The organism is Streptomyces sp. P1-3 (genome assembly GCF_050613155.1).
Taxonomy (GTDB): Bacteria; Actinomycetota; Actinomycetes; order Streptomycetales; family Streptomycetaceae; genus Streptomyces.
On record NZ_CP192512.1, the window covers coordinates 1,202,582 to 1,222,350 of the forward strand.

Consider the following 19,769-nt stretch of genomic DNA (forward strand, 5'->3'; position numbering starts at 1 on the left):
GTTCATGTCCCTCGCAGCCGCTGACCGGGCCCGTTACGAGCGGGCCACCGCGCACCTCGACGCCCCTGTCGCGATCGTCGATCTGCGGGCGTTCGACGCCAACGCGCGCGACCTCGTACGGCGCGCCCAGGGCAAACCCGTCAGAGTGGCGAGCAAGTCGGTCCGGTGCAGGGCGCTGCTGGAGCGCGTGCTGGCGCTCGACGGGTTCACGGGGGTCATGGGTTTCACGCTCGCCGAGTCGCTGTGGCTGGCGCGCGAGGGCTTCCAGGACGTGCTGCTGGCGTATCCGTCGGCCGACCGGGACCGGTTCGCGGAGCTGACCGGGGACCCGAAGCTGGCGTCCGCCGTGACCGTGATGGTGGACGACCCGGCGCAGCTCGATCTGATCGACGCGGTGCGCGGCGGCACCGAGGTGGTGCGGGTCTGTCTGGAGTTGGACACCTCGCTGCGGTTGCTGGGCGGGCGGGTGCGGATCGGCGCGCTGCGGTCTCCGCTGCGTGATCCGGAGCGGCTCGCGGAGCTGGCCCGGCTGATCGGCCGGCGGCCGGGCTTCCGGCTGGTCGGGCTGATGGCGTACGAGGGCCATGTGGCCGGCGTGGGCGACGCGGTGGCGGGGCATCCGGTGCGGTCGCGGGCGATACGGCTGATGCAGGCCGCGGCGCGCCGGGAACTGGCGGCGCGGCGGGCGGCGGCGGTGCGGGCGGTCCGGGCGGTGGCGGATCTGGAGTTCGTGAACGGGGGCGGCACGGGCAGCGTGCAGCACACCGCCGCGGAGGAGGCTGTCACCGAGATCGCGGCGGGTTCGGGGCTGTACCAGCCGCGGCTGTTCGACAACTACACCTCGTTCCAGGGACGCCCGGCGGCGCTGTTCGCGCTGCCCGTGGTGCGCAGGCCGGGCGTCGGTGTGGTGACGGTGCTGGGCGGCGGCTATCCGGCGTCGGGGGTGGCGGGCCGGGACCGGCTGCCGGAGCCGTATCTGCCCGAGGGGCTGCGGTACGACCCGAGGGAGGGGGCCGGCGAGGTGCAGACGCCGCTGCTGGGCCCGCCGGCAGACGACCTGCTGGTCGGGGACAAGGTGTGGTTCCGGCACGCCAAGGCCGGTGAGCTGTGCGAGCGTTTCGACCGGTTGTGCCTGGTCGACGGTGACCGGGTGGTGGAGACGGTGCCGACGTACCGGGGCGAGGGCCGCACGTTCCTGTGACCGGCCCGCGCCCCGGTCCCGTCACACCGACCCGTTGTCGCCCGGGGCGCTCAGCGGCTTGATGCCGTTGACGATCTTGTCCATGTCGGTGAGCGCCGGGGCCTCGTCGTGCACGTCGAAGCCGAACTGGACGACGATCATCGACTGGGGCCCGCCGGCCCCTCCGCTGGGCCGGGGGAAGACGACCGACTGGACGTATCCGTCGTCGCCCACCTTGTTCTCGATCCGCCAGAGGACGCGGTAGCCCTTCTGCCCCGCGACGGTCACCGGCTCCGACTTGAGCTCCGTGTGCGAGGTGATGCCGCCGTAGGACTTGACGCTGTAGTTGCCCTTGGCGTTCTCGGCGATGTCCTCCTTGGCTATGCCCTCCGCCGTCGTCGCCCGGTACCCGCCGCCGGCGGCGTTCTGCGTGACCACACCGCCGCGCAGACAGTCGCCGTCGGGGTTGTTCGGGCAGGGGTAGGGCTGTTTGGCGAGGAGCACGCCGGCGGAGTGGTTCCGCTTCTCCCAGCCGGTGAACACGGGCAGTGTGATGCCGTTGATGGCGTCCGCGGCGGCAGACGCGGCGTCGCCGCCCTTGTCGCCGCCGGAGCCGGGGACCGGCGGCGAGCTCTGGCCCTGCTTGGCCCGCTCGTCGCCGTCGCCGTCGTCGTCCTGGAGCAGGAGGACACCGCCGACGATCGCGGCGACGAGGACGACCGCCGCGACCGCCGCCGCGACGGCCTTCGAGCCGCGGCCGCGCGGCGCGCCGCCGTCGGGTGCGGCGGGATATCCCGGGTAGCCGGGGGCTCCGGGGGAGCCCGGGTATGCCGGGGAGGCGGGGAACCCCGGCTGCGGCGTCCCGGGGGCGGGAGCGGCCTGGGCGGCCGGGCCCGGCATGCCGACCATCGTCGGCGCGGCGTGCAGGGACGGGTCCCCGGGGGTGGGCTGCCCCTGGGGAGCGGGCTGGGCGGTGCGGCGCTGCTCGGTCCAGGCGGCTCCGTCCCACCAGCGTTCCGGGGCGAGGCCAGGGCCGCTGTGGGCCGGGTCGGGGTACCAACCGGGTGGTGTCGTCATGCTCACGCCGACACCTTAGGCACGTGACCTCGGCCTTTACTACTCCCTGCACCCCGCACCGGCTCCGCTCCGGGCAATGGTTACAGAGGCGTGACGTACGCGCCCGCGATCCCGCCGTCGACCAGGAACTCGGCGGCGTTGACGAACGAGGAGTCGTCGCTGGCGAGGAAGGCGACGGCGGCGGCGATCTCCTCGGGCTCGGCGAAGCGGCCGACGGGAACGTGCACCAGGCGGCGCGCGGCGCGCTCCGGGTCCTTGGCGAACAGCTCCTTCAGCAGCGGGGTGTTGACCGGCCCGGGGCACAGGGCGTTGACCCGGATGCCCTCGCGGGCGAACTGCACGCCCAGCTCGCGGGACATGGCCAGGACGCCGCCCTTGGAGGCGGTGTAGCTGATCTGCGAGGTGGCGGCGCCCATCACGGCCACGAAGGAGGCGGTGTTGATGATGGAGCCCTTGCCCTGCCGCTGCATGTAGGGGATGGCGGCCTTGCAGCACAGGTAGACGGAGGTGAGGTTGACTTCCTGGACGCGCTTCCAGGCGTCCAGCCCGGTGGTGAGGATGGAGTCGTCGTCGGGCGGCGAGATGCCGGCGTTGTTGAAGGCGATGTCGACGGAGCCGTAGGTGTCGTGGGCGGTCTGGAACAGCGCCTCGACCTGCTCGGCGTCGGTGACGTCCACCTGGACGAACAGCCCGCCGACCTCGTCGGCGGCGGCCTTGCCCGCGACCGGGTCGATGTCGGCGCAGACGACGTTCGCCCCCTCGGAGGCGATCCGGCGTGCGGTGGCCAGGCCGATGCCGCTGCCCGCTCCGGTGATGACGGCGGTACGGCCCACCAGGCGGCGGCAGACGTTGTCGTCGGTGGTGTCGGTCGTGGTCATGGTGTTCAGGCCTCCGTGCTGATGAAGACGTTCTTGGTCTCGGTGAAAGCGGTGAGGGCGTCCGGCCCCAGTTCCCGGCCGAGGCCGGACTGCTTGAAGCCGCCGAAGGGGGTCCAGTAGCGGACGCTGCTGTGGGAGTTGACGGACAGGTTCCCGGCGGCGACGGCGCGCGAGACGCGCAGGGCGCGGCCGACGTCGCGGGTCCAGATGGACCCCGACAGGCCGTAGTCGGTGGCGTTGGCGATCCGGATCGCGTCGGCCTCGTCCTCGAAGGGGATGACGACGGCGACCGGTCCGAAGATCTCCTCGACGGCGGTACGGTCCGACGGCCAGCCCTCCAGGACGGTGGCCGGATACCAGAAGCCCTTGCCCGCGGGGGCCTCGCCGCGGATGGCCGCGGGGGCGGACTCGGGGACGTAGGACCGTACGCGCTCGCGCTGGGCGGCGGAGATCAGCGGGCCCATCTGCGTGCCGGGGTCGGCCGGGTCGCCGACGGTGAAGGACAGCACCGCGGGCTCCAGCAGCTCCATGAAGCGGTCGTGGACGGAGCGCTGGACGAGGATGCGGCTGCGGGCGCAGCAGTCCTGGCCGGTGTTGTCGAGGAAGGAGCCCGGGGCGGCGGCAGCGGCGGCCTCGATGTCGGCGTCGGCGAAGACGATGTTGGGGCTCTTGCCGCCGAGTTCGAGGGTCACGCGCTTCACGCCGTCCGCGCACTTGGCCATGATGCGTTTGCCGACGGCGGTAGATCCGGTGAAGACGACCTTGGCGACGCCGGGGTGCTCCACCAGGGCGTTGCCGGCGACCGGGCCCTCGCCGGGCAGGACCTGGAAGAGCCCTTCGGGCAGCCCGGCCTCCAGGGCGAGTTCGGCCAGCCGCAGCGCGGTGAGCGGGGTGGTCTCGGCGGGCTTGAGGATGACGGCGTTGCCCGCGGCGAGGGCGGGTGCGGTGCCCCAGGCGGCGATGGGCATGGGGAAGTTCCACGGAGCGATGACGGCGACGACGCCGAGCGGTTCGTGGAAGGTGACGTTCAGGCCGCCGGGGACGGGGATCTGGGCGCCGGCCAGCCGCTCCACTCCCCCGGCGGCGTAGTCGAGCAGGTCGCGGGCGTTGCCCGCCTCCCAGCGGGCGTTGCCGATCGGGTGGCCGGCCTCGCGGACCTCCAGTTCGGCGAGGTCGTCGACGTGGGCGTCTACGGTGGCGGCGAAGCGGCGCAGCAGCCGGGCGCGGTCGGTCGGCGGCAGGGCCGCCCAGCCGTTTTGCGCCTGGGCGGCGCGGGCCACGGCTGCGTCGACGTCGGCCGGGGTCGCGGCCGGGACCGTCGCGATCACCTCTTCGGTGGCCGGGTTCAATACGTGAAGCTCTTGCACGGTGTCTCCTGGTGTTCGCCCTCGCGGCGCGCGACGTCGCGTTTCATACGTGGCTGCACGCCGGTGGTCGGGTTGTGCCCACCCGTCCCGCCGTGCGGGACGATTGCCCACAACCTCGCTACATGCGTTCGAAAGAGCGGAAGCGCTCCCAGTCCGTGATGGCGGTGTCGAACGCCTGCTGCTCGACGCGCGCCATGTTCAGGTAGTGCTCGACGACGTCGTCGCCGAAGGCGGCGCGCGCTATGGGGCTGGCGGCCCACAGGTCGGCGGCCTCGCGCAGGGTGGTGGGGACGTGCCGGGCGTCGCCGTTGTACGCGTTGCCGGTGCAGGCGCCGGGCAGTTCCAGCTCGTTCTCGATCCCGTGCAGACCGGCGGCGATCATGCCCGCGACGGCGAGGTAGGGGTTGACGTCGCCGCCGGGCAGCCGGTTCTCCAGGCGGTGCCCGTGGCCGCGGCCGATGACGCGCAGCGCGCAGGTGCGGTTGTCCGGGCCCCAGGCGACGGCGGTGGGCGCGAAGGAACCGGGCTGGAACCGCTTGTAGGAGTTGATGTTGGGCGCGTAGAGGAGGGTGAGGTCGCGCATCGCGGCGAGCTGTCCGGCGAGGAAGTGCCGCATGAGCTTCGACATGCCGTACTCGCCGTCGTCATCGGCGAGCACCGGGTGCCCGGCCTCGTCGCGCAGCGACAGGTGGATGTGGCAGGAGTTGCCCTCGCGCTGGTCGTACTTGGCCATGAAGGTGAGCGCCATGCCCTCCTGGGCGGCGATCTCCTTGGCCCCGGTCTTGTAGATGGCGTGCTGGTCGCAGGTGGTGAGAGCGTCGTCGTAGCGGAACGCGATCTCGTGCTGGCCGAGGTTGCACTCGCCCTTGGCGGACTCCACGGTCATGCCGGCGGCGCCCATCTCGTTGCGGATGCGGCGCAGCAGCGGCTCGACGCGGCCGGTGCCGAGTACGGAGTAGTCGACGTTGTACTGGTTGGCCGGGGTCATCTCGCGGTAGCCGCGCGACCAGGCGTTCTCGTAGGTGTCCTTGAAGACCATGAACTCCAGCTCGGTGCCCGCGTAGGCGGTCCAGCCGTGCTCGGCGAGCCGGTCGAGCTGGCGGCGCAGGATCTGCCGCGGGGAGGCGAGGACGGGGGATCCGTCGTGCCAGGCGAGGTCGGCGGTGATCAGGGCGGTGCCGGGGTGCCACGGGGTGCGGCGCAGGGTGCCGGTGTCACCGTGCATGGCGAAGTCACCGTAGCCGCGCTCCCAGGAGGACATGGCGTAGCCGTCGACGGTGTTCATGTCGGCGTCCACGGCGAGGAGGTAGTTGCAGCCCTCGGTGCCGTGCTCCAGGGCGTCGTCGAGGAAGAAGCGGGCGGCGAACCGCTTGCCCTGCAGTCTTCCCTGCATATCGGTGAAGGCAAGGACGACGGTGTCGATCTCCCCGGTGTCGACGAGCTTTCTCAGTTCGTCGACGGAGAGCGGGGGCGTGCGGTCTGACACAGTGATGCCTCCTGTCGGTGGACCGGAGGTCATAAGGTAGGGGCACAGACCATTGATTGGGAAGTAGCGGCGGAGGGTTTATGGAAGCGGACCGGATCGAGGCCGGGGATGAGCCTCGGATCGAGGCCCGGAGCGGCGGCGCCGAGGACGACCGGCTGGCGCCGGTGCTGCGTCCGGTCAGGGCGGGCAACGGCTTCGAGGAGGCGCTGGAGCAGATACTCCAGATCGTCCGGCTCGGGCTGGTGCCGGACGGCGGCCGGCTGCCCGCCGAGCGGGAGCTGGCCGAGCGGTTGCAGATCAGCCGGGTCACGCTGCGCGAGGTGCTGAAGGTGCTGCAGGACCAGGGGCTGGTGGTCAGCCGCCGCGGCCGGTACGGGGGCACGTTCGTGTGCGCCCGGCCGGAGCCCGCCGACGGCGAGGACGAGCTGCGCCGCCGGGTGGCCGGCGTGGACGTCGAGGACACGCTGCGCTTCCGCGAGGTGCTGGAGGTGGGGGCGGCCGGGCTGTGCGCCGCGCACGGGCTGACCGGCGAGCAGGCGGAGCGGCTGCGCGCCGCGCTGGAGGCGACGGGCGCCGCGCCGCCGGCCGAGTACCGGCGGCTGGACACCCTGCTGCATCTGACCCTGGCCGAGCTGTCGGGGTCGCCGTCGCTGGCGGCCCAGTACGCGGCCGTCCGGGCGACCGTGAACGACCTGCTGAACTGCATCCCGCTGCTGGTGCGGAACCTGGAGCACTCGCAGGCCCAGCACACCGCGCTGGTCGAGGCCGTGCTGGACGGGGACGCGGACGGGGCGCGCGAGGTGATGCGGGAGCACTGCGCGGGCACGGCGGCGCTGCTGCGCGGGTTTCTCAGCTGATGTCGCGGCGCCGGCTGCCGCGCCGGGCCGCGGGCGGACTCCTGGACAGAGGGCAGCTCCCGGGCCGCGGGCGGCACCCGGGCAGGGGGCGGCTCCCGGGCAGGGGGCGGCTCCCGGGCCGCGGGGGCGACGCGGATCCGCCCGGCCATGTGAGGTCTGCGTTGCGAGGCCCACGTTGTGAGGTCCGCGTTACAGCGGTTTTACGCAAGGGTCTTGCGCGGCGCCACCAGAGAAGGCAAAGGTATGGCCCCACACCATTGCCGCCCCCCTTCGCCCCGCGTTCAGCCAGGAGCACCCCATGGCAGACGGAACCCCCTCCCGAACGGCCCCCTCCCCCGTGCACGAGGGCCCCGACGACGGCTATCTGGAGCGGCGCACCCTGCGCCGCGGCAGCGCGGGTCCGCTGCTGCTGACCGGGCTGGGCGTCGCCTACGTCGTCTCCGGTGACTTCTCCGGCTGGGACGCCGGCCTGTCGGAGGGCGGCTTCGGCGGGCTGGCCATCGCCGCCGTGCTGATGGGCCTGATGTACACGTGTCTGGTCTTCGCGCTGGCCGAGCTCTCGGCGATCCTGCCGACGGCCGGCGGCGGCTACGGCTTCGCCCGCCGCGCCCTGGGCACCTGGGGCGGCTTCCTCACCGGCACGGCCATCCTCATCGAGTACGTCCTCGCGCCCGCCGCCATCGCCCTCTTCATCGGCGAGTACGTCGAGTCCCTCAACCTCTTCGGGCTGGAATCGGGCTGGCCGGTCTATCTCGCCTGCTTCGCCCTGTTCATCGGCATCCATCTGTGGGGGGTCGGCGAGGCGCTGCGCTTCAGCCTGGTGGTGACCGCCATCGCCGTCGTCGCGCTGATCATCTTCGCCTGCGCCGCGCTCACCGAGTTCGACGGGGGCTCGCTCAACGACATCCCCGTCGACAAGGACGCGTTCGGCGCCAACTCCTGGCTGCCGTTCGGCATCCTGGGCATCTGGGCGGCGTTCCCCTTCGGCATGTGGTTCTTCCTGGGCGTCGAGGGCGTACCGCTGGCCGCCGAGGAGACCAAGGACCCGGCCCGCACGCTCCCCAAGGCCATGGCCGCCGCGATGGGCATCCTGCTGCTGCTCGCGCTGGTCACCTTCGTCGCCGCGTGCGGCGCGCGCGGCTCGGCCGCCGTCGCGTCGGCGGGCGATCCGCTGGTCGAGGCGCTCCAGCCGGACGGCAAGGCGACCGTGTTGTCCCGCATCGTCAACTACGCGGGGCTCGCCGGTCTGGTCGCCTCGTTCTTCTCCCTCATCTACGCCGGGTCGCGCCAGCTGTTCGCCCTCTCGCGCGCCGGCTACCTGCCCCGCTTCCTGTCCCTGACCAGCCGCCGCAAGGCGCCGTACCTGGGGCTGCTGGTGCCGGGCGCGCTCGGCTTCGGGCTGGCCGCCTGGTCGGAGGACGGCGCCCGGATGCTGAACGTCGCGGTGTTCGGCGCCACCATCTCGTACGCCCTGATGGCTCTGTCCCACATCGTGCTGCGCCGCCGCGAGCCGGGGCTGCACCGGCCGTACCGTACGCCGGGCGGTGTCGTGACATCGTCGGTGGCGTTCGTGCTGGCCTGTTCCGCGCTGGTGGCCACCTTCCTGGTCGACAAGGACGCGGCGTTCATCGCGCTCGGCGTGTACGCCGTGGCACTGGCCTACTTCGCCTTCTACAGCCGGCACCGCCTGGTCGCCGCCGCTCCCGAGGAGGAGTTCGCGGCCCTGGCGGCGGCCGAGGCCGAACTCTCCCGAGACTGAGCCCGAGACCGACGAACAAGACCGAGAACGAGACCGGAGCACCCGTTGTCCACACCCCTCATCGGCATCAGCACCTACCTGGAGTCCTCGGCCCGGTGGGGCGTCTGGGACCTGCCCGCGGCGCTGCTGCCCGCCGGATACCACCGGCTGGTGCAGCGCGCGGGGGGCCTGGCGGCGCAGCTGCCGCCGGACGACCCCGACGCGGCGGCCCACGTCGTCGCCCGGCTGGACGGGCTGGTGATCGCGGGCGGCCCGGACGTGGAGCCCGTACGGTACGGAGCCGATCCGCACCCCCGCACCGGTCCGCCCGCGCGGGAGCGCGACGCTTGGGAACTCGCCCTGATCGACGCCGCGCTGACGGCCGGGGTGCCGCTGCTGGGGATCTGCCGGGGCATGCAGCTGCTGAACGTCGCCCGGGGCGGCACGCTCGTCCAGCACCTGGAGGCGCACGGCGGGCCGCCGGGCGTCTTCGCCCACCACGACGTGCGGCCGGTGCCGGGCACGCTGCTGGCGCGGGTGCTGCCCGGGCCGGTGTCGGTTCCGACCTATCACCACCAGGCCGTGGACCGGCTCGGCGACGGGCTCGTCACCAGCGCTTTCGCCGACGACGGGACGGTGGAGGCGCTGGAACTGCCGGACCCCGCCGGGTTCGTGCTGGGGGTGCAGTGGCACCCGGAGGCCGGTGATGATCCGCGGGTCATGGAGGCGCTGGTGGAAGCGGCGCGGAAGGGGGCGCGCTGAGGCCGGGGTGGCCGGTGCGGGCTATGCCCCGGAGCGCGACCCGTGATCCGGCTGATAATGGGATGACCCGCTCGTTCACCCTGGAGGTGCCGTGACCGGTTCCCACGCGCCGGAGCTGTCCGCCAACCGGAGGCCGCGTCGTCCCCGGCTCGCCGCGCTGCGCCCCGCAGCCTTCGGAGCGGAGCCGAGCGGGGAGCGGATGGAGCGCATCCGGCGGTCGCCGAACTTCGCGGATGGTGTGTTCACGAACCCGGTGGCGGCCCGCACCGTCCCGTCGGGGTCCATGCTGAAGTTCCTGTCCACGTACTCCCGCGCCGAGGACCGGGCCCGGCGGGCGCCAGCCGGCACCGTGCCCGTGCACCCGACGACCATCGCGGACCTCGCCGCGCCGCCCGCCTCCGGGCTGCGGCTGACGTGGATGGGGCATTCGAGCGTGCTGGCGGAGATCGGCGGGCGGCGGGTGCTGTTCGACCCGGTGTGGGGGGAGCGCTGCTCGCCGTTCGCCTTCGCCGGGCCCAAGCGGCTGCATCCGGTGCCGCTGCCGCTGCGCGAGCTGGGCCCGCTGGACGCGGTGCTGATCTCCCACGACCACTACGACCACCTCGACATGCCGACGGTCCGGGCGCTGCTGCGCACCGGTGCGCGGTTCGTCGTCCCGCTCGGCGTCGGTGCCCATCTGGAGCGCTGGGGCGTCCCGGTGGACCGGATGACCGAGTTGGACTGGAACGAGTCCGCCGAGGTCGGGGGGCTCACGTTCACGGCCACCCCGGCCCGCCACTTCTGCGGGCGGGCGCTGCGCAACACCCAGCACACGCTGTGGGCGTCCTGGGTGGTCGCCAGTGCGGACCACCGGATCTACCACAGCGGGGACACCGGCTACTTCCCCGGTTTCGCGGACATCGGCGCGGTGTACGGGCCGTTCGACGTGACGATGATCCAGATCGGCGCGTACTCCGACTTCTGGCCGGACATCCACATGACGCCCGAGGAGGGCGTGCGCGCCCACACCGATCTACAGGGCGGCACTCCGACGGGGCTCATGCTGCCCATCCACTGGTGCACCTTCAACCTCGCCCCGCATCCCTGGGAGGAGCCGGCCGAGGGCAGCGTGGCCGCCGCCGAGACGGCCGGGGCGACGGTGGTGATGCCCCGCCCGGGCCAGCCGTTCGAGCCCGCGGACGGGCTGCCGCTGGAGCCGTGGTGGCGGGCGGTCGCGGCGCGCCGGCCCGGTGCGGGTCCGGGGCCGGACGCAGGTCCCCGGACTTCCCCGGACGCCGTCCGGAGCGACCCGTACGAGATCCTCTCGTAGCAGCCGGCGGTCAGCACTGCCAGAGGAACACGGCGCGCCGGCAAGGCGCGCAGGCGAACGCGTATCCGCAGCCGCCTCCGCCGAAGTTCATCGCCGTGCGGTGGTCATGGCCCTCTTCGAGCTGCGCGGCGAAGCCCATGGGCCGCGCGCACGATGGACACGGCGGCGTCTCGTCGCCCTGCAACCACGACGGCGCACCGCCGAACTGGCCGAGGACCTCCAGCACGTCGCGGTCCCGCGTCTTGGACCACTGGTCGCGCGCCTCGTCGTAGTCGGCCCCGTCGATGGTCGCGTACTCGATCCCGCACACCTCGGACAGCAGGGTGGCGCCCTGGTCCGGCACCGGGGCGGCCGCCAGCCCACCGCGTGGGAACAGCAGGGCCCGGTTGCCACCCGACGCCGGGTCCCAGTCGTCGCACATCCCCGGGTCGTTCTGGCACATGAAGACCGCCAGGACGAGGTCGTCCAGGAGCAGTTGCGCCAGGAACTGCATGGGCCCGGCGCACTTGGCGCACCGGGGCCAGCTGAATCCGGCCGGCGTGAGGGGTACCCCGCCGGTGCGCGTCACCAGCGCACGGGCGTCGACCGGCCCCGCGTACGTCATCAAGGTCGTCATGGCGGGAAGGTTAAGGGGTGGACGAGCGGGCGAGGGGGCTCACGCGATCAGGAAGTCGGCCTCGCCGGCCTTGGCCCCCTGGATGAAGCTCTCGATCTCGTGCACGGTGTAGATCAGGGCGGGCCCGTCGGGATCGGTGGACTGGCGCAGCGCCACCCGGCCGTCCCCGAGCTTCATGGCCTCGACGCAGCTTCCCCCGTTCCCGCCGCTCCACGGCTTGTGCCAGCCCTCGGTGCCGAGGTCCCTCGCCGGCATGCCGTTGTAGATTCCGGTGCGGTCGGTGCGTATGCGATCCATGGTTCAGATCTCCTTGCGAATGCCACCCAGAATGGCCTGTGTGGTCTGTGCGGGCGCGGCCTGCGCGCACATCCGGTCCAGCGCCTCCAGGAACACCGACACGTCGTCGCGGCGGTCGATGTACACACCGCCGACCAGGCTCTCGCTGTACGCGATGTCCGGCAGATCCGGGATGGGGAACCGGAAGATGTGGAACGGGCCGTACATCGCCGGATGCGGTCCGGAGGCGAACGGCATGATCTGCAGCCTGACGTTGGGCATCGTCTCGCCGGCCTCGATGAGCCGGTCGATCTGCTCGCGCATGATCTCCGGTCCGCCGATGGGGCGGCGCAGTACGGTCTCGTCCATCACGACCCACAGCAGGGGCGGGTCCTGGCGGGTGAGCCGCGTCTGCCGCTCCACGCGCAGCGCGACGAGGCGGTCGATCTCGCTGTCTGCGGCGTGCGGCATGCCGGCGCGGAGCACCGCGTGGGCGTAACGCTCGGTCTGGAGCAGCCCGGGCACGTAGTGGGGTTCGTAGGCGCGGATGACGCTGGCCTCGCCCTCCAGGCTGACGAAGGCGCTGAACCAGTCGGGCAGGACGTCCTTGAACCGGTGCCACCAGCCTGGCCGGTTGGCCTCGCGGGCCAGGGCGAGGAAGGCGTCGATCTCCTCGCCGTCGGCGACTCCGTAGGTCGCCAGGAGCTTCTCGACGTACGGGAGCTTGAGTCCGACCTCGGCCTTCTCCATCCGCCGGATGGTGGCGTGGGTGACGTCGAGGGCGCGGCCCGCCTGCTCGTACGACAGCCCCGCCTTCTCCCGTAGGTCCTGTAGCCGCTTGCCGAGCACGACCCGCAGGACGGTCGGGGCGCCGGCGCCACCCGGCCGCGTCTCCGCCACTACCGCTCCCCTCCAACTACGTTCATCGCACAGCAGTCTGGCACGGGCTCAGCCGCGACGACAGACTGTCCAGCACGATTCTGTAATTTACAGACTGATCCTTGCCATCTGCGCGGAGCACAGAGCATAGTGACGGCGTGGCTCCTTTCCATGAGGCTCTCTCGTTAGGGCGCCCGGGCCGTTCCGTCACCCGGTGCCTCAAGGACGCGTTCCTTCTCCCGGCGCTGAGCAGCTCCGTAGCGGAGGCCAGAGGTCTGGTCCTGGTGCGCCTGCGGGACTGGGGCATCGACGAAGAGGTGCGGGAGAACGCCGTGTTGGTGGTCTCCGAGCTGGTCACGAACGCGGTGCGGCACACCACCACGGCGTCGGTCCGCTGCGAACTGCGGCTGGCCGAGGCGCTGCTGCGGCTGGAGGTGGCGGACCAGGGCGGCGCCCGGACCCAGCCGCGGACGCGGCCGGTGAGCGCCGACCAGGAGGGCGGACGCGGGCTGATGCTCGTGGAGGCGCTCGCGGAGTCCTGGGGCGTGCGGCCGCACGAGAGCGGCCAAGGCCGCACCGTATGGGCCTGCCTGACCGGTTAGGACCGGATCGGCCGGGGGCGTGGGACGCCCGCGGCCGGTTCCTCAGGCGGCGCCGGCCGGGTACGGGGGCCCGGCCGGCGCTTCGGGGACGGCGCGGCGGCCGACGGCCGCGGGCCGGGTCAGCGCAGCGGCAGGAGATCGGGGCGCTTGGGCTCCACGTGGTCCCCGGAGGACTCGCCGCGCAGCCGCCGCCCGATCCACGGCACCAAGTGCTCGCGCGCCCAGTGGATGTTGTCGCGGCGGACCTCGGCGGCCGTGCGGACGCCCTCCGGCGGCCACGGCTGGTCCGGGTCGGCCGGTACGCCGAGGCCGAGCACCTGGGCGGCACGCAGCGCGACCCGGGTGTGGCCGTCCGCCGACAGGTGCAGCCGGTCGTCGCTCCAGGCCCGCCGGTCCTGCACCGAGCGCAGCGACCACAGGTCGAGCACCGGGCAGTCGTACCGGTCGGCGATGGCCCGGACATGGGCGGTGTAGGTGGCGATCTTCCCGCGCAGATGGCGGAGTACGGGCACGTCGCGGGTGTCGAATCCGGTGCACACCAGCACCGTGCCCACCGAGGCGGTGAGGTCGGCGACCGCCGCCTCATAGCGCTCGGCGATGTCGTCGGGGTCGCCGCCGGGCCGCAGGATGTCGTTGCCGCCCGCGCAGAAGCTCACCAGGTCGGGGGCGAGCTGCTTCGCGCGCGGCACCTGCTCCGCGACGATCTGGTCCAGAAGGCGGCCGCGTACCGCGAGGTTGGCGTAGCGGAAGTCGGTGGAGGCGGGGTCGGGTTGGCCGTCGGAGCCGGGTCCGCCCTGGGCGCCGGTCCCGGGCCCGGCGGCGGAGCGCCGGTCGGACAGCAGGACGGCCAGCCGGTCGGCCCAGCCGACGAACTGCCCGTCAGGTCCTGGGTCGCCGACGCCTTCGGTGAAGCTGTCCCCGACGGCTGCGTACGACCCGATCGCGTTATTGGTGAATGTCTTCGAATCGTCTGCCACGTCAGTACATCTTTCACGCTCGGAAGTGACTTACGCCACCGTAACCAGGGGTTGACGAAGGGTGATCTATCCCACCTGGTCAGTTTTGCCGAATGCGGAATACAGACGAGACTCTTTCCGCCGAAACGCATGTCGTATGGTCAGGACAGCCGCTGGGCAGTATCAGCCGCACCGCGCCGGCGGCAGCGCCGCCGAGAGACCCACGAGGAGTGCCCGTGACGCAGCAGAGCCCGCAGGTCCCGTCGGTCGAGCCCGAGCTCGCGGGCGTACGCAACTTCCGCGACGTGGGCGGCCTGCCCGCCACCGACGGGCGGCGGGTCCGGCACGGCGTGCTCTTCCGCAGCGGTCATCTGGCGCACGCGACCGAGCAGGACGCGGCCTTCCTCGACACCCTCGGCCTGCACACGATCTTCGACTTCCGCAACGCCGCGGACATCAAGCTCGAGGGCCCGGACGTGACGCTCACCGGCGTGCGGAACGTGAACATCCCGCTCAGCGATCCGGCCGACGGGGCGGGCTTTTGGACCATGGTGCGCGAGGGCGACCTGCCCACGCTGCGCGAGCTGCTCGCCGACGGGCGGGCCGCGGGCCGCATGATCGCCTCGTACGGGGAGATCATCCGGACCCGTACCGCCGAGCACAGGCGGTTGCTGAGCGCGCTGGCCGACGGCAGCTCACCCGCGCTGCTGCACTGTTCGGCGGGCAAGGACCGCGCCGGGCTGTCCGTCGCGGTCACCCTGCTCGCGCTCGGGGTCGACCGGGACGCCATCGAGGCCGACTACCTGGAGTCCGCCGCCGCGCACCGCCGGTACAAGGTCTGGCGCAAGAGCACCTCGGCCGACGCGATGTCGCCGGAGGTGCTGGAGCTGCTCAGCCCGCTGTTCGACGCCCGCCTGGAGTACCTGGCGGCGGCGTACGGGGCGATCGAGGAGACCTGGGGCGGTACGGAGAGCTACCTCGCGCAGGGCCTCGGGCTGGACGAGCGGACGCGCGAGCGGCTGCGGGCCCGGCTGCTCACGGACTGACCCCGGCACCCACTGCTCACGGGCCGACCCCGGCACAACTGCTGCTTCTGGCTGCCCCCGGCACCCGCCGCTCACGGGCCGACCCGCTTCCGGCCGGATTCGCCGCCGGGGGCCGGGGCTCGGCCCCAGCCCCGGCCCGCCACGCCGGTCGGCTCACCAGGGGCGGTCCGGAGCGTCGTCGGGGTCGGTGACCCAGCCCGCCGCCAGCACCAGGCCGGAGGCCCGATGCACGGCCAGGAAGCCGAAGGGCCGGTCGAAGCGGACCCCGATCTGCCTCGACCGGGCCCATGGAACACCGCCGACGCCCATCCCGACGGCGCTCACCGCGGCCGCTTTGAACCCCTCGGCGCTGAATCCCGCCGTCATGGTCTGCTGCCCGGAGGAGACCGCCAGCGGCGTCGGGCTGATGCCCGGAAAGTGGCCGCGCGAGGCGTCCATGGCGGTGCGCAGGCCGAAGAGTTCCGGCCGCTTCAGCAGGTCGTGGTCGGCCCGGACGGTGAACCGCGGGGTGCAGATCGTCAGCGTCGGGTCAGGCTCCCACGCGGTGGCCTCGCACACGCTGACGCCGGGCCCGGACTCGCCGAAGGGCAGGGCCGAGCCGGGCACGGTGGCGCAGTCCCCGCCGAGGGCGGCCAGGCCCGCGTTCAGCACCTCACCGCCGGGCGTGCCCTCGGCGCCCAGCAGCAGATGCACCGCCAGGCCGTTGTGACCGGGGACCTCGGCGAGGGTCAGCGGCCCGGCGGCGGTGTGCGGGGCGACCCGCACCCGGTCCAGGTCCTTGACGGTCTGGTGGAGCCCCAGCAGCCGCCGGCCCTGCCAGGGGCCGCGCTCCGGTTCCAGCCAGCCCTCGGCGAACGGCACGCCCCAGGTGGTCTCCAGCAGCAGCGCCCCGGCCAGCACCAGCACGGTGTCCGGGGTCACCGGCACCGGCATGCGCGCGACCTCGCCGCGGGTGCACCGGGAGGCCCAGGCGTCCAGTTCCGCCTGGTCCCGCTCCGGGTGGCCGGTCAGCTCGCCGCGCACCCCCGGCGGCAGCGCCGCCTCCCACGCTGCCCGTACGGGGACCAGGTCCGGCCGGGTCCACAGGCCCGTGGCCGCGGCCACGCCGTCCATCGCGGCCAGCGCCTCGATCACCGCGCGCCCCGAGGCCAGGGGGCTGTCCGCCCCTTCGATGCCCAGCGCGGCCTCCAGCTCACGGCGGGCGGGGCCGTCCGCGCCCTGCGCCAGCAGCGCGAGCAGCGGCCAGACCCCGGCGGCGGAGAAGACCGTCCCCTCGGCCGCCTCGCCCACCGCGGCCCGCGCCCAGTCCCCGGTCATCGCGTTGACGCCGCGCACCGTCCCCGTGTCCAGCATTCCCCGTCCCCCTCCGCGACTCAGCGCCCGGCCACCGCCTGCTTCATCAAGGTGCGGCCGAAGTCCCACATCAGGCCGCCGCCGGTGTGGGCGTCGTCCATCACCGCCGTGAACGCCCCGACGAAGCGGTCCACTTCCCGCTCGCCGATGATCAGCGGTGGGATGAGCTTAATGACCTCCATGTGGTCGCCCGATACCTGGGTGAGGATCCGGTGCCGCCGCAGCAGCGGCACCACCACCATCTGCGCGAACAGCCCCTTGCGGGCCGCCTGGAGCATCGTCCAGCGGCCGCGCAGGCTCAGCGACCGGGGTCTGCCGAACTCGATGCCGATCATCAACCCGCGCCCGCGTACGTCGTGCAGCAGCTCGTAGCGGTCGGTCAGCGCGGCGAGGCGGGTGCGCAGGAGATCGCCGGTGGCCCGCGCGTTCGCGACGATCTGCTCGTCCTCCATGACCGCGAGCACGGCCAGACCCGCCGCCATGGCCTGGGCGTTGGAGCCGAAGCTCGCCGAGTGGACGAGCACCCGGTCCATGGAGGAGTAGACGCGTCTGAAGATCCAGTCCCTGCCCAGCGTGGCGCCCACCGGGACGTATCCGCCGGACAGGGCCTTGGCGACGCAGACCAGGTCCGGGGCCACCCCCTCCTCGTGCTGGTAGGCGAAGAAGTCCCCGGTCCTGCCCAGTCCGGTCTGCACCTCGTCGGCGATGAGCAGCGCCTTGTGCCGGTGCAGCAGCTCCTGTGCGGCGCGCAGGTAGCCGGGCGGGGCGGGGTGTACGCCCTTGCCCTGGATCGGCTCGACGATGAACGCCGCGACGTCCCCTCGCCGCAGTTCCCGCTCCAGCGCGTCCAGATCGCCCAGCGCGACGGCGGTGTCCGGCAGCAGCGGGTCGAAGCCCCTGCGGAACCCGTCCTCACCGTTGACCGACAAGGCGCCGGTCGTCAGCCCGTGGAAGGCGTGCGCGCAGTACAGCACGCGCGGCCTGCCGGTGGCGTGGCGGGCGAACTTCAGGGCGGTCTCCACGGCTTCCGTACCGCTGTTGCCGAAGAACACCCGGTCCAGGTGGGGTGCGTGGCCCAGCAGCCGCTCGGCCAGCAGGCCGGGCAGCGGCGGGCAGTCGAAGCGGGTCAGGTCCGCGAGTCCCGCGTCCAGCACGTCGTGCAGGGCCTGGCGTACGACGGGGTGGTGGCGGCCCACGCCCATGACGCCGAATCCGGCGAGCATGTCGAGGTAGTCCCGGCCGTCGGCGTCCCAGAAGTACGCGCCCTCGGCCCGCTCGTAGACCATGTCGAAGCCGATGGTGCGCAGCATGCGCGGCAGTTGGTGGTTCAGGTGACGGGTGTGCAGGTCGTACCGCTCGGCTCCGCGCTCGGCGAGCAGCTTCCCGAGGTCGAAGCCCGGGCCCCGCTCGGTGGAGGCCCGCTCGGTGGAGGTCATACGCCGGTCTCCTTCGCGGCGAGGGCGGCGCTGATCCTGCCCGCGATCTCGGCGGGGGTCAGTCCGATGTCGGCGAGCACCTCGCCGCGCTTGGCATGGGCGAGGAACTGCTCGGGGATGCCGAAGGTCCGTACCGGAAGGTCGACTTCGGCGTCGCGCAGGGCCTGGCAGACCGCGGCGCCCACGCCCGCGCTGCGGACGCTGTCCTCGATGACGGCGACGCACCGGTGGCGGGCGGCGAGCGGCGGCAGGGCGGGGTCGACGGGTTTGACCCAGCGGGGATCGACGACCGTGCAGCCGATGCCGCGTTCGGCGAGCAGCGCGGCGGCGTCCAGGGCGACGCCCGCCATCACGCCGACAGCGACGATCAGTACGTCGACGATGCCGCCGCCGGACGCCTCGTCGACAAGGCCCGGTCCCCCACCGCCGCCCGGCTCCTCCGGCCGCCGCAGCACGTCCATTCGGCCGACCCGCGCCAGGGCGGGGATCGGCTCCCCCACCGACTCCTTCGGATAGCGGACGACGGTGGGCGCGTCGGCCACCTCGACGGCTTCGCGGAGCTGGGCGCGCAGTTGGTCGGCGTCGCGCGGGGCGGCGATCCGCAGGCCCGGGACGACCTGGAGGACCGCCATGTCCCACATGCCGTTGTGGCTGGGTCCGTCGGTTCCGGTGACGCCCGCCCGGTCCAGGACGAACGTGACACCGCACCGGTGCAGCGCCACGTCCATCAGGATCTGGTCGAGGGCCCGGTTGAGGAAGGTGGCGTAGACGGCGACGACCGGGTGCAGGCCGCCGGTGGCGAGCCCGGCGGCGCAGACGGCCGCGTGCTGTTCGGCGATGCCCACGTCCCACACCCGGTCCGGGTGCTTCTCGGCGAACGCGGTGAGGCCGACCGGGTGCAGCATCGCCGCCGTGATCGCCACCACGTCGGGCCGCTCGTCGCCGATCAGCACCATCTCCTCGCCGAAGACGGACGTCCACGACCGGCCGGCCGCGGGGGCCAGTGGCGCGCCGGTGAGCGGGTCCACGACCCCGACGGTGTGGAAGCGGTCGGCCTCGTCCTCCAGGGCGGGCCGGTAGCCGCGGCCCTTCTCGGTGATGCAGTGCACCAGGACGGGGCCGTGGAAGCGCCGGGCGTGGCGCAGGGCGGATTCCAGGGCGGCGGTGTCGTGGCCGTCGACGGGGCCGAGGTACTTCAGCCCCAGGTCCTCGAACAGGCCTTGCGGCGCGAGGGTGTCCTTGAGGCCCTTCTTGGCGCCGTGCAGCGACCCGTACAGCGGCTGACCCACGACGGGGGTGCGCCGCAGCGCGTCCTTGCCCCAGGCGAGGACGCGTTCGTAGCCGTCGGTGGTGCGCAGGGTTGCGAGGTGGTCGGCCAGGCCGCCGATGGTCGGGGCGTAGGACCGTTCGTTGTCGTTGACGACGATGACCAGCGGGCGGTCCTTGGCGGCGGCGATGTTGTTCAGCGCCTCCCAGGCCATGCCGCCGGTCAGCGCGCCGTCGCCGATGACCGCGACGATGCGGCGGTCGGTGCGGCCGAGGACCTCGTTGGCCTTGGCCAGGCCGTCGGCCCAGCCCAGGACGGTGGAGGCGTGGCTGTTCTCGATGACGTCGTGCTCGGACTCGGCGCGGGAGGGGTAGCCGGACAGGCCGCCCTTGCTCCGGAGCTTGGAGAAGTCCTGGCGGCCGGTGAGCAGCTTGTGGACGTAAGCCTGGTGCCCGGTGTCCCACAGGACGCGGTCGGCGGGCGAGTCGAAGACCCGGTGCAGGGCGATCGACAGCTCGACGACTCCGAGGTTGGGCCCGAGGTGGCCGCCGGTTCTGGCCACGGCGTGGACGAGGAACTCGCGGATCTCGGCGGCGAGTTCGGCGAGGCGTCCGGCGGGCAGGGCCTTGAGGTCGCGCGGTCCGCGGATGTTCTCCAAGAGTGACATGGTGATCCCCCTCTGCC

18 protein-coding genes are annotated in these 19,769 nt (G+C 72.9%); 7 read left to right on the forward strand and 11 right to left on the reverse strand.

The annotated features are described in order from the left end of the window. Positions 1-4 precede the first annotated feature (4 nt). Positions 5-1,201, forward strand: coding sequence for an alanine racemase (locus ACQUSR_RS05165; protein ID WP_431041331.1), 1,197 nt, complete (start codon positions 5-7; stop codon positions 1,199-1,201). Positions 1,202-1,222: 21 nt separating this feature from the next. Here ACQUSR_RS05165 and ACQUSR_RS05170 read toward each other — a convergent pair whose 3' ends face one another. The 4 genes from ACQUSR_RS05170 to ACQUSR_RS05185 all read right to left on the reverse strand — a co-directional run bounded on the left by ACQUSR_RS05170 (position 1,223) and on the right by ACQUSR_RS05185 (position 5,988). Beyond that, a complete protein-coding gene (locus ACQUSR_RS05170; RefSeq protein WP_431041332.1) occupies positions 1,223-2,257 on the reverse strand; it encodes a DUF2510 domain-containing protein in 1,035 nt (344 codons plus the stop codon). 80 nt (positions 2,258-2,337) lie between these two features. Beyond that, a complete protein-coding gene (locus ACQUSR_RS05175) occupies positions 2,338-3,135 on the reverse strand; it encodes a 3-oxoacyl-ACP reductase (RefSeq protein ID WP_431041333.1) in 798 nt (265 codons plus the stop codon). 5 nt (positions 3,136-3,140) lie between these two features. Beyond that, the gene (locus tag ACQUSR_RS05180; RefSeq protein WP_431041334.1) at positions 3,141-4,502 is read right to left on the reverse strand and encodes an aldehyde dehydrogenase family protein; all 1,362 of its coding nucleotides are present in this window, start codon (positions 4,500-4,502) and stop codon (positions 3,141-3,143) included. Positions 4,503-4,620: 118 nt separating this feature from the next. Further along, positions 4,621-5,988: a glutamine synthetase family protein gene (locus ACQUSR_RS05185; RefSeq protein WP_431041335.1), complete on the reverse strand. Its 1,368-nt coding sequence runs from the start codon at positions 5,986-5,988 to the stop codon at positions 4,621-4,623. Between the two features lie 80 nt (positions 5,989-6,068). Here ACQUSR_RS05185 and ACQUSR_RS05190 point away from each other — a divergent pair, with 80 nt between their 5' ends. From ACQUSR_RS05190 to ACQUSR_RS05205, 4 genes are all read left to right on the forward strand, one after another. Next, positions 6,069-6,845: a FadR/GntR family transcriptional regulator gene (locus tag ACQUSR_RS05190; protein ID WP_431041336.1), complete on the forward strand. Its 777-nt coding sequence runs from the start codon at positions 6,069-6,071 to the stop codon at positions 6,843-6,845. Positions 6,846-7,143: 298 nt separating this feature from the next. Continuing rightward, a complete protein-coding gene (gene eat, locus ACQUSR_RS05195; protein WP_431041337.1) occupies positions 7,144-8,604 on the forward strand; it encodes an ethanolamine permease in 1,461 nt (486 codons plus the stop codon). Positions 8,605-8,649: 45 nt separating this feature from the next. Continuing rightward, on the forward strand, positions 8,650-9,345 hold the full coding sequence (locus ACQUSR_RS05200) for a gamma-glutamyl-gamma-aminobutyrate hydrolase family protein (protein ID WP_431041338.1): 696 nt from the start codon (positions 8,650-8,652) through the stop codon (positions 9,343-9,345). A 91-nt stretch (positions 9,346-9,436) separates the two neighbouring features. Further along, positions 9,437-10,654: an MBL fold metallo-hydrolase gene (locus ACQUSR_RS05205; RefSeq protein ID WP_431041339.1), complete on the forward strand. Its 1,218-nt coding sequence runs from the start codon at positions 9,437-9,439 to the stop codon at positions 10,652-10,654. A 10-nt stretch (positions 10,655-10,664) separates the two neighbouring features. Here the strand turns inward: ACQUSR_RS05205 and ACQUSR_RS05210 are convergent, their stop codons facing one another. From ACQUSR_RS05210 to ACQUSR_RS05220, 3 genes are read right to left on the reverse strand one after another with little or no spacing between them, the layout of a single operon-like run. After that, the gene (locus ACQUSR_RS05210; RefSeq protein WP_431041340.1) at positions 10,665-11,270 is read right to left on the reverse strand and encodes a hypothetical protein; all 606 of its coding nucleotides are present in this window, start codon (positions 11,268-11,270) and stop codon (positions 10,665-10,667) included. Positions 11,271-11,309: 39 nt separating this feature from the next. Beyond that, positions 11,310-11,567 (reverse strand): DUF397 domain-containing protein, encoded by a 258-nt coding sequence (locus ACQUSR_RS05215; protein ID WP_304464694.1) that lies wholly within the window; start codon positions 11,565-11,567, stop codon positions 11,310-11,312. Between the two features lie 3 nt (positions 11,568-11,570). After that, entirely contained in the window at positions 11,571-12,446 is an 876-nt protein-coding gene (locus ACQUSR_RS05220) for a helix-turn-helix domain-containing protein (protein ID WP_431041341.1), read from the reverse strand. Between the two features lie 137 nt (positions 12,447-12,583). Here ACQUSR_RS05220 and ACQUSR_RS05225 point away from each other — a divergent pair, with 137 nt between their 5' ends. Beyond that, positions 12,584-13,027, forward strand: coding sequence for an ATP-binding protein (locus ACQUSR_RS05225; protein WP_431041342.1), 444 nt, complete (start codon positions 12,584-12,586; stop codon positions 13,025-13,027). Positions 13,028-13,146: 119 nt separating this feature from the next. On the opposite strand, the gene ACQUSR_RS05230 is transcribed toward ACQUSR_RS05225, so the two are convergent. Then, on the reverse strand, positions 13,147-14,004 hold the full coding sequence (locus tag ACQUSR_RS05230; protein WP_431041343.1) for an SGNH/GDSL hydrolase family protein: 858 nt from the start codon (positions 14,002-14,004) through the stop codon (positions 13,147-13,149). Positions 14,005-14,219: 215 nt separating this feature from the next. On the opposite strand from ACQUSR_RS05230, the gene ACQUSR_RS05235 reads away from it, so the two are divergent. Further along, the gene (locus ACQUSR_RS05235; protein WP_431041344.1) at positions 14,220-15,029 is read left to right on the forward strand and encodes a tyrosine-protein phosphatase; all 810 of its coding nucleotides are present in this window, start codon (positions 14,220-14,222) and stop codon (positions 15,027-15,029) included. Between the two features lie 153 nt (positions 15,030-15,182). On the opposite strand, the gene ACQUSR_RS05240 is transcribed toward ACQUSR_RS05235, so the two are convergent. Genes ACQUSR_RS05240 through dxs form a run of 3 tightly spaced genes read right to left on the reverse strand, consistent with a single transcriptional unit; the run spans position 15,183 to position 19,752 of the window. Then, the gene (locus ACQUSR_RS05240) at positions 15,183-16,382 is read right to left on the reverse strand and encodes a serpin family protein (RefSeq protein ID WP_431041345.1); all 1,200 of its coding nucleotides are present in this window, start codon (positions 16,380-16,382) and stop codon (positions 15,183-15,185) included. Between the two features lie 20 nt (positions 16,383-16,402). Next, entirely contained in the window at positions 16,403-17,818 is a 1,416-nt protein-coding gene (locus tag ACQUSR_RS05245) for an aspartate aminotransferase family protein (RefSeq protein ID WP_431041346.1), read from the reverse strand. Beyond that, positions 17,815-19,752 (reverse strand): 1-deoxy-D-xylulose-5-phosphate synthase, encoded by a 1,938-nt coding sequence (gene dxs, locus ACQUSR_RS05250; RefSeq protein WP_431041347.1) that lies wholly within the window; start codon positions 19,750-19,752, stop codon positions 17,815-17,817. The genes ACQUSR_RS05245 and dxs overlap by 4 nt, the downstream gene beginning before the upstream one ends. Between the last annotated feature and the right edge of the window lie 17 nt (positions 19,753-19,769).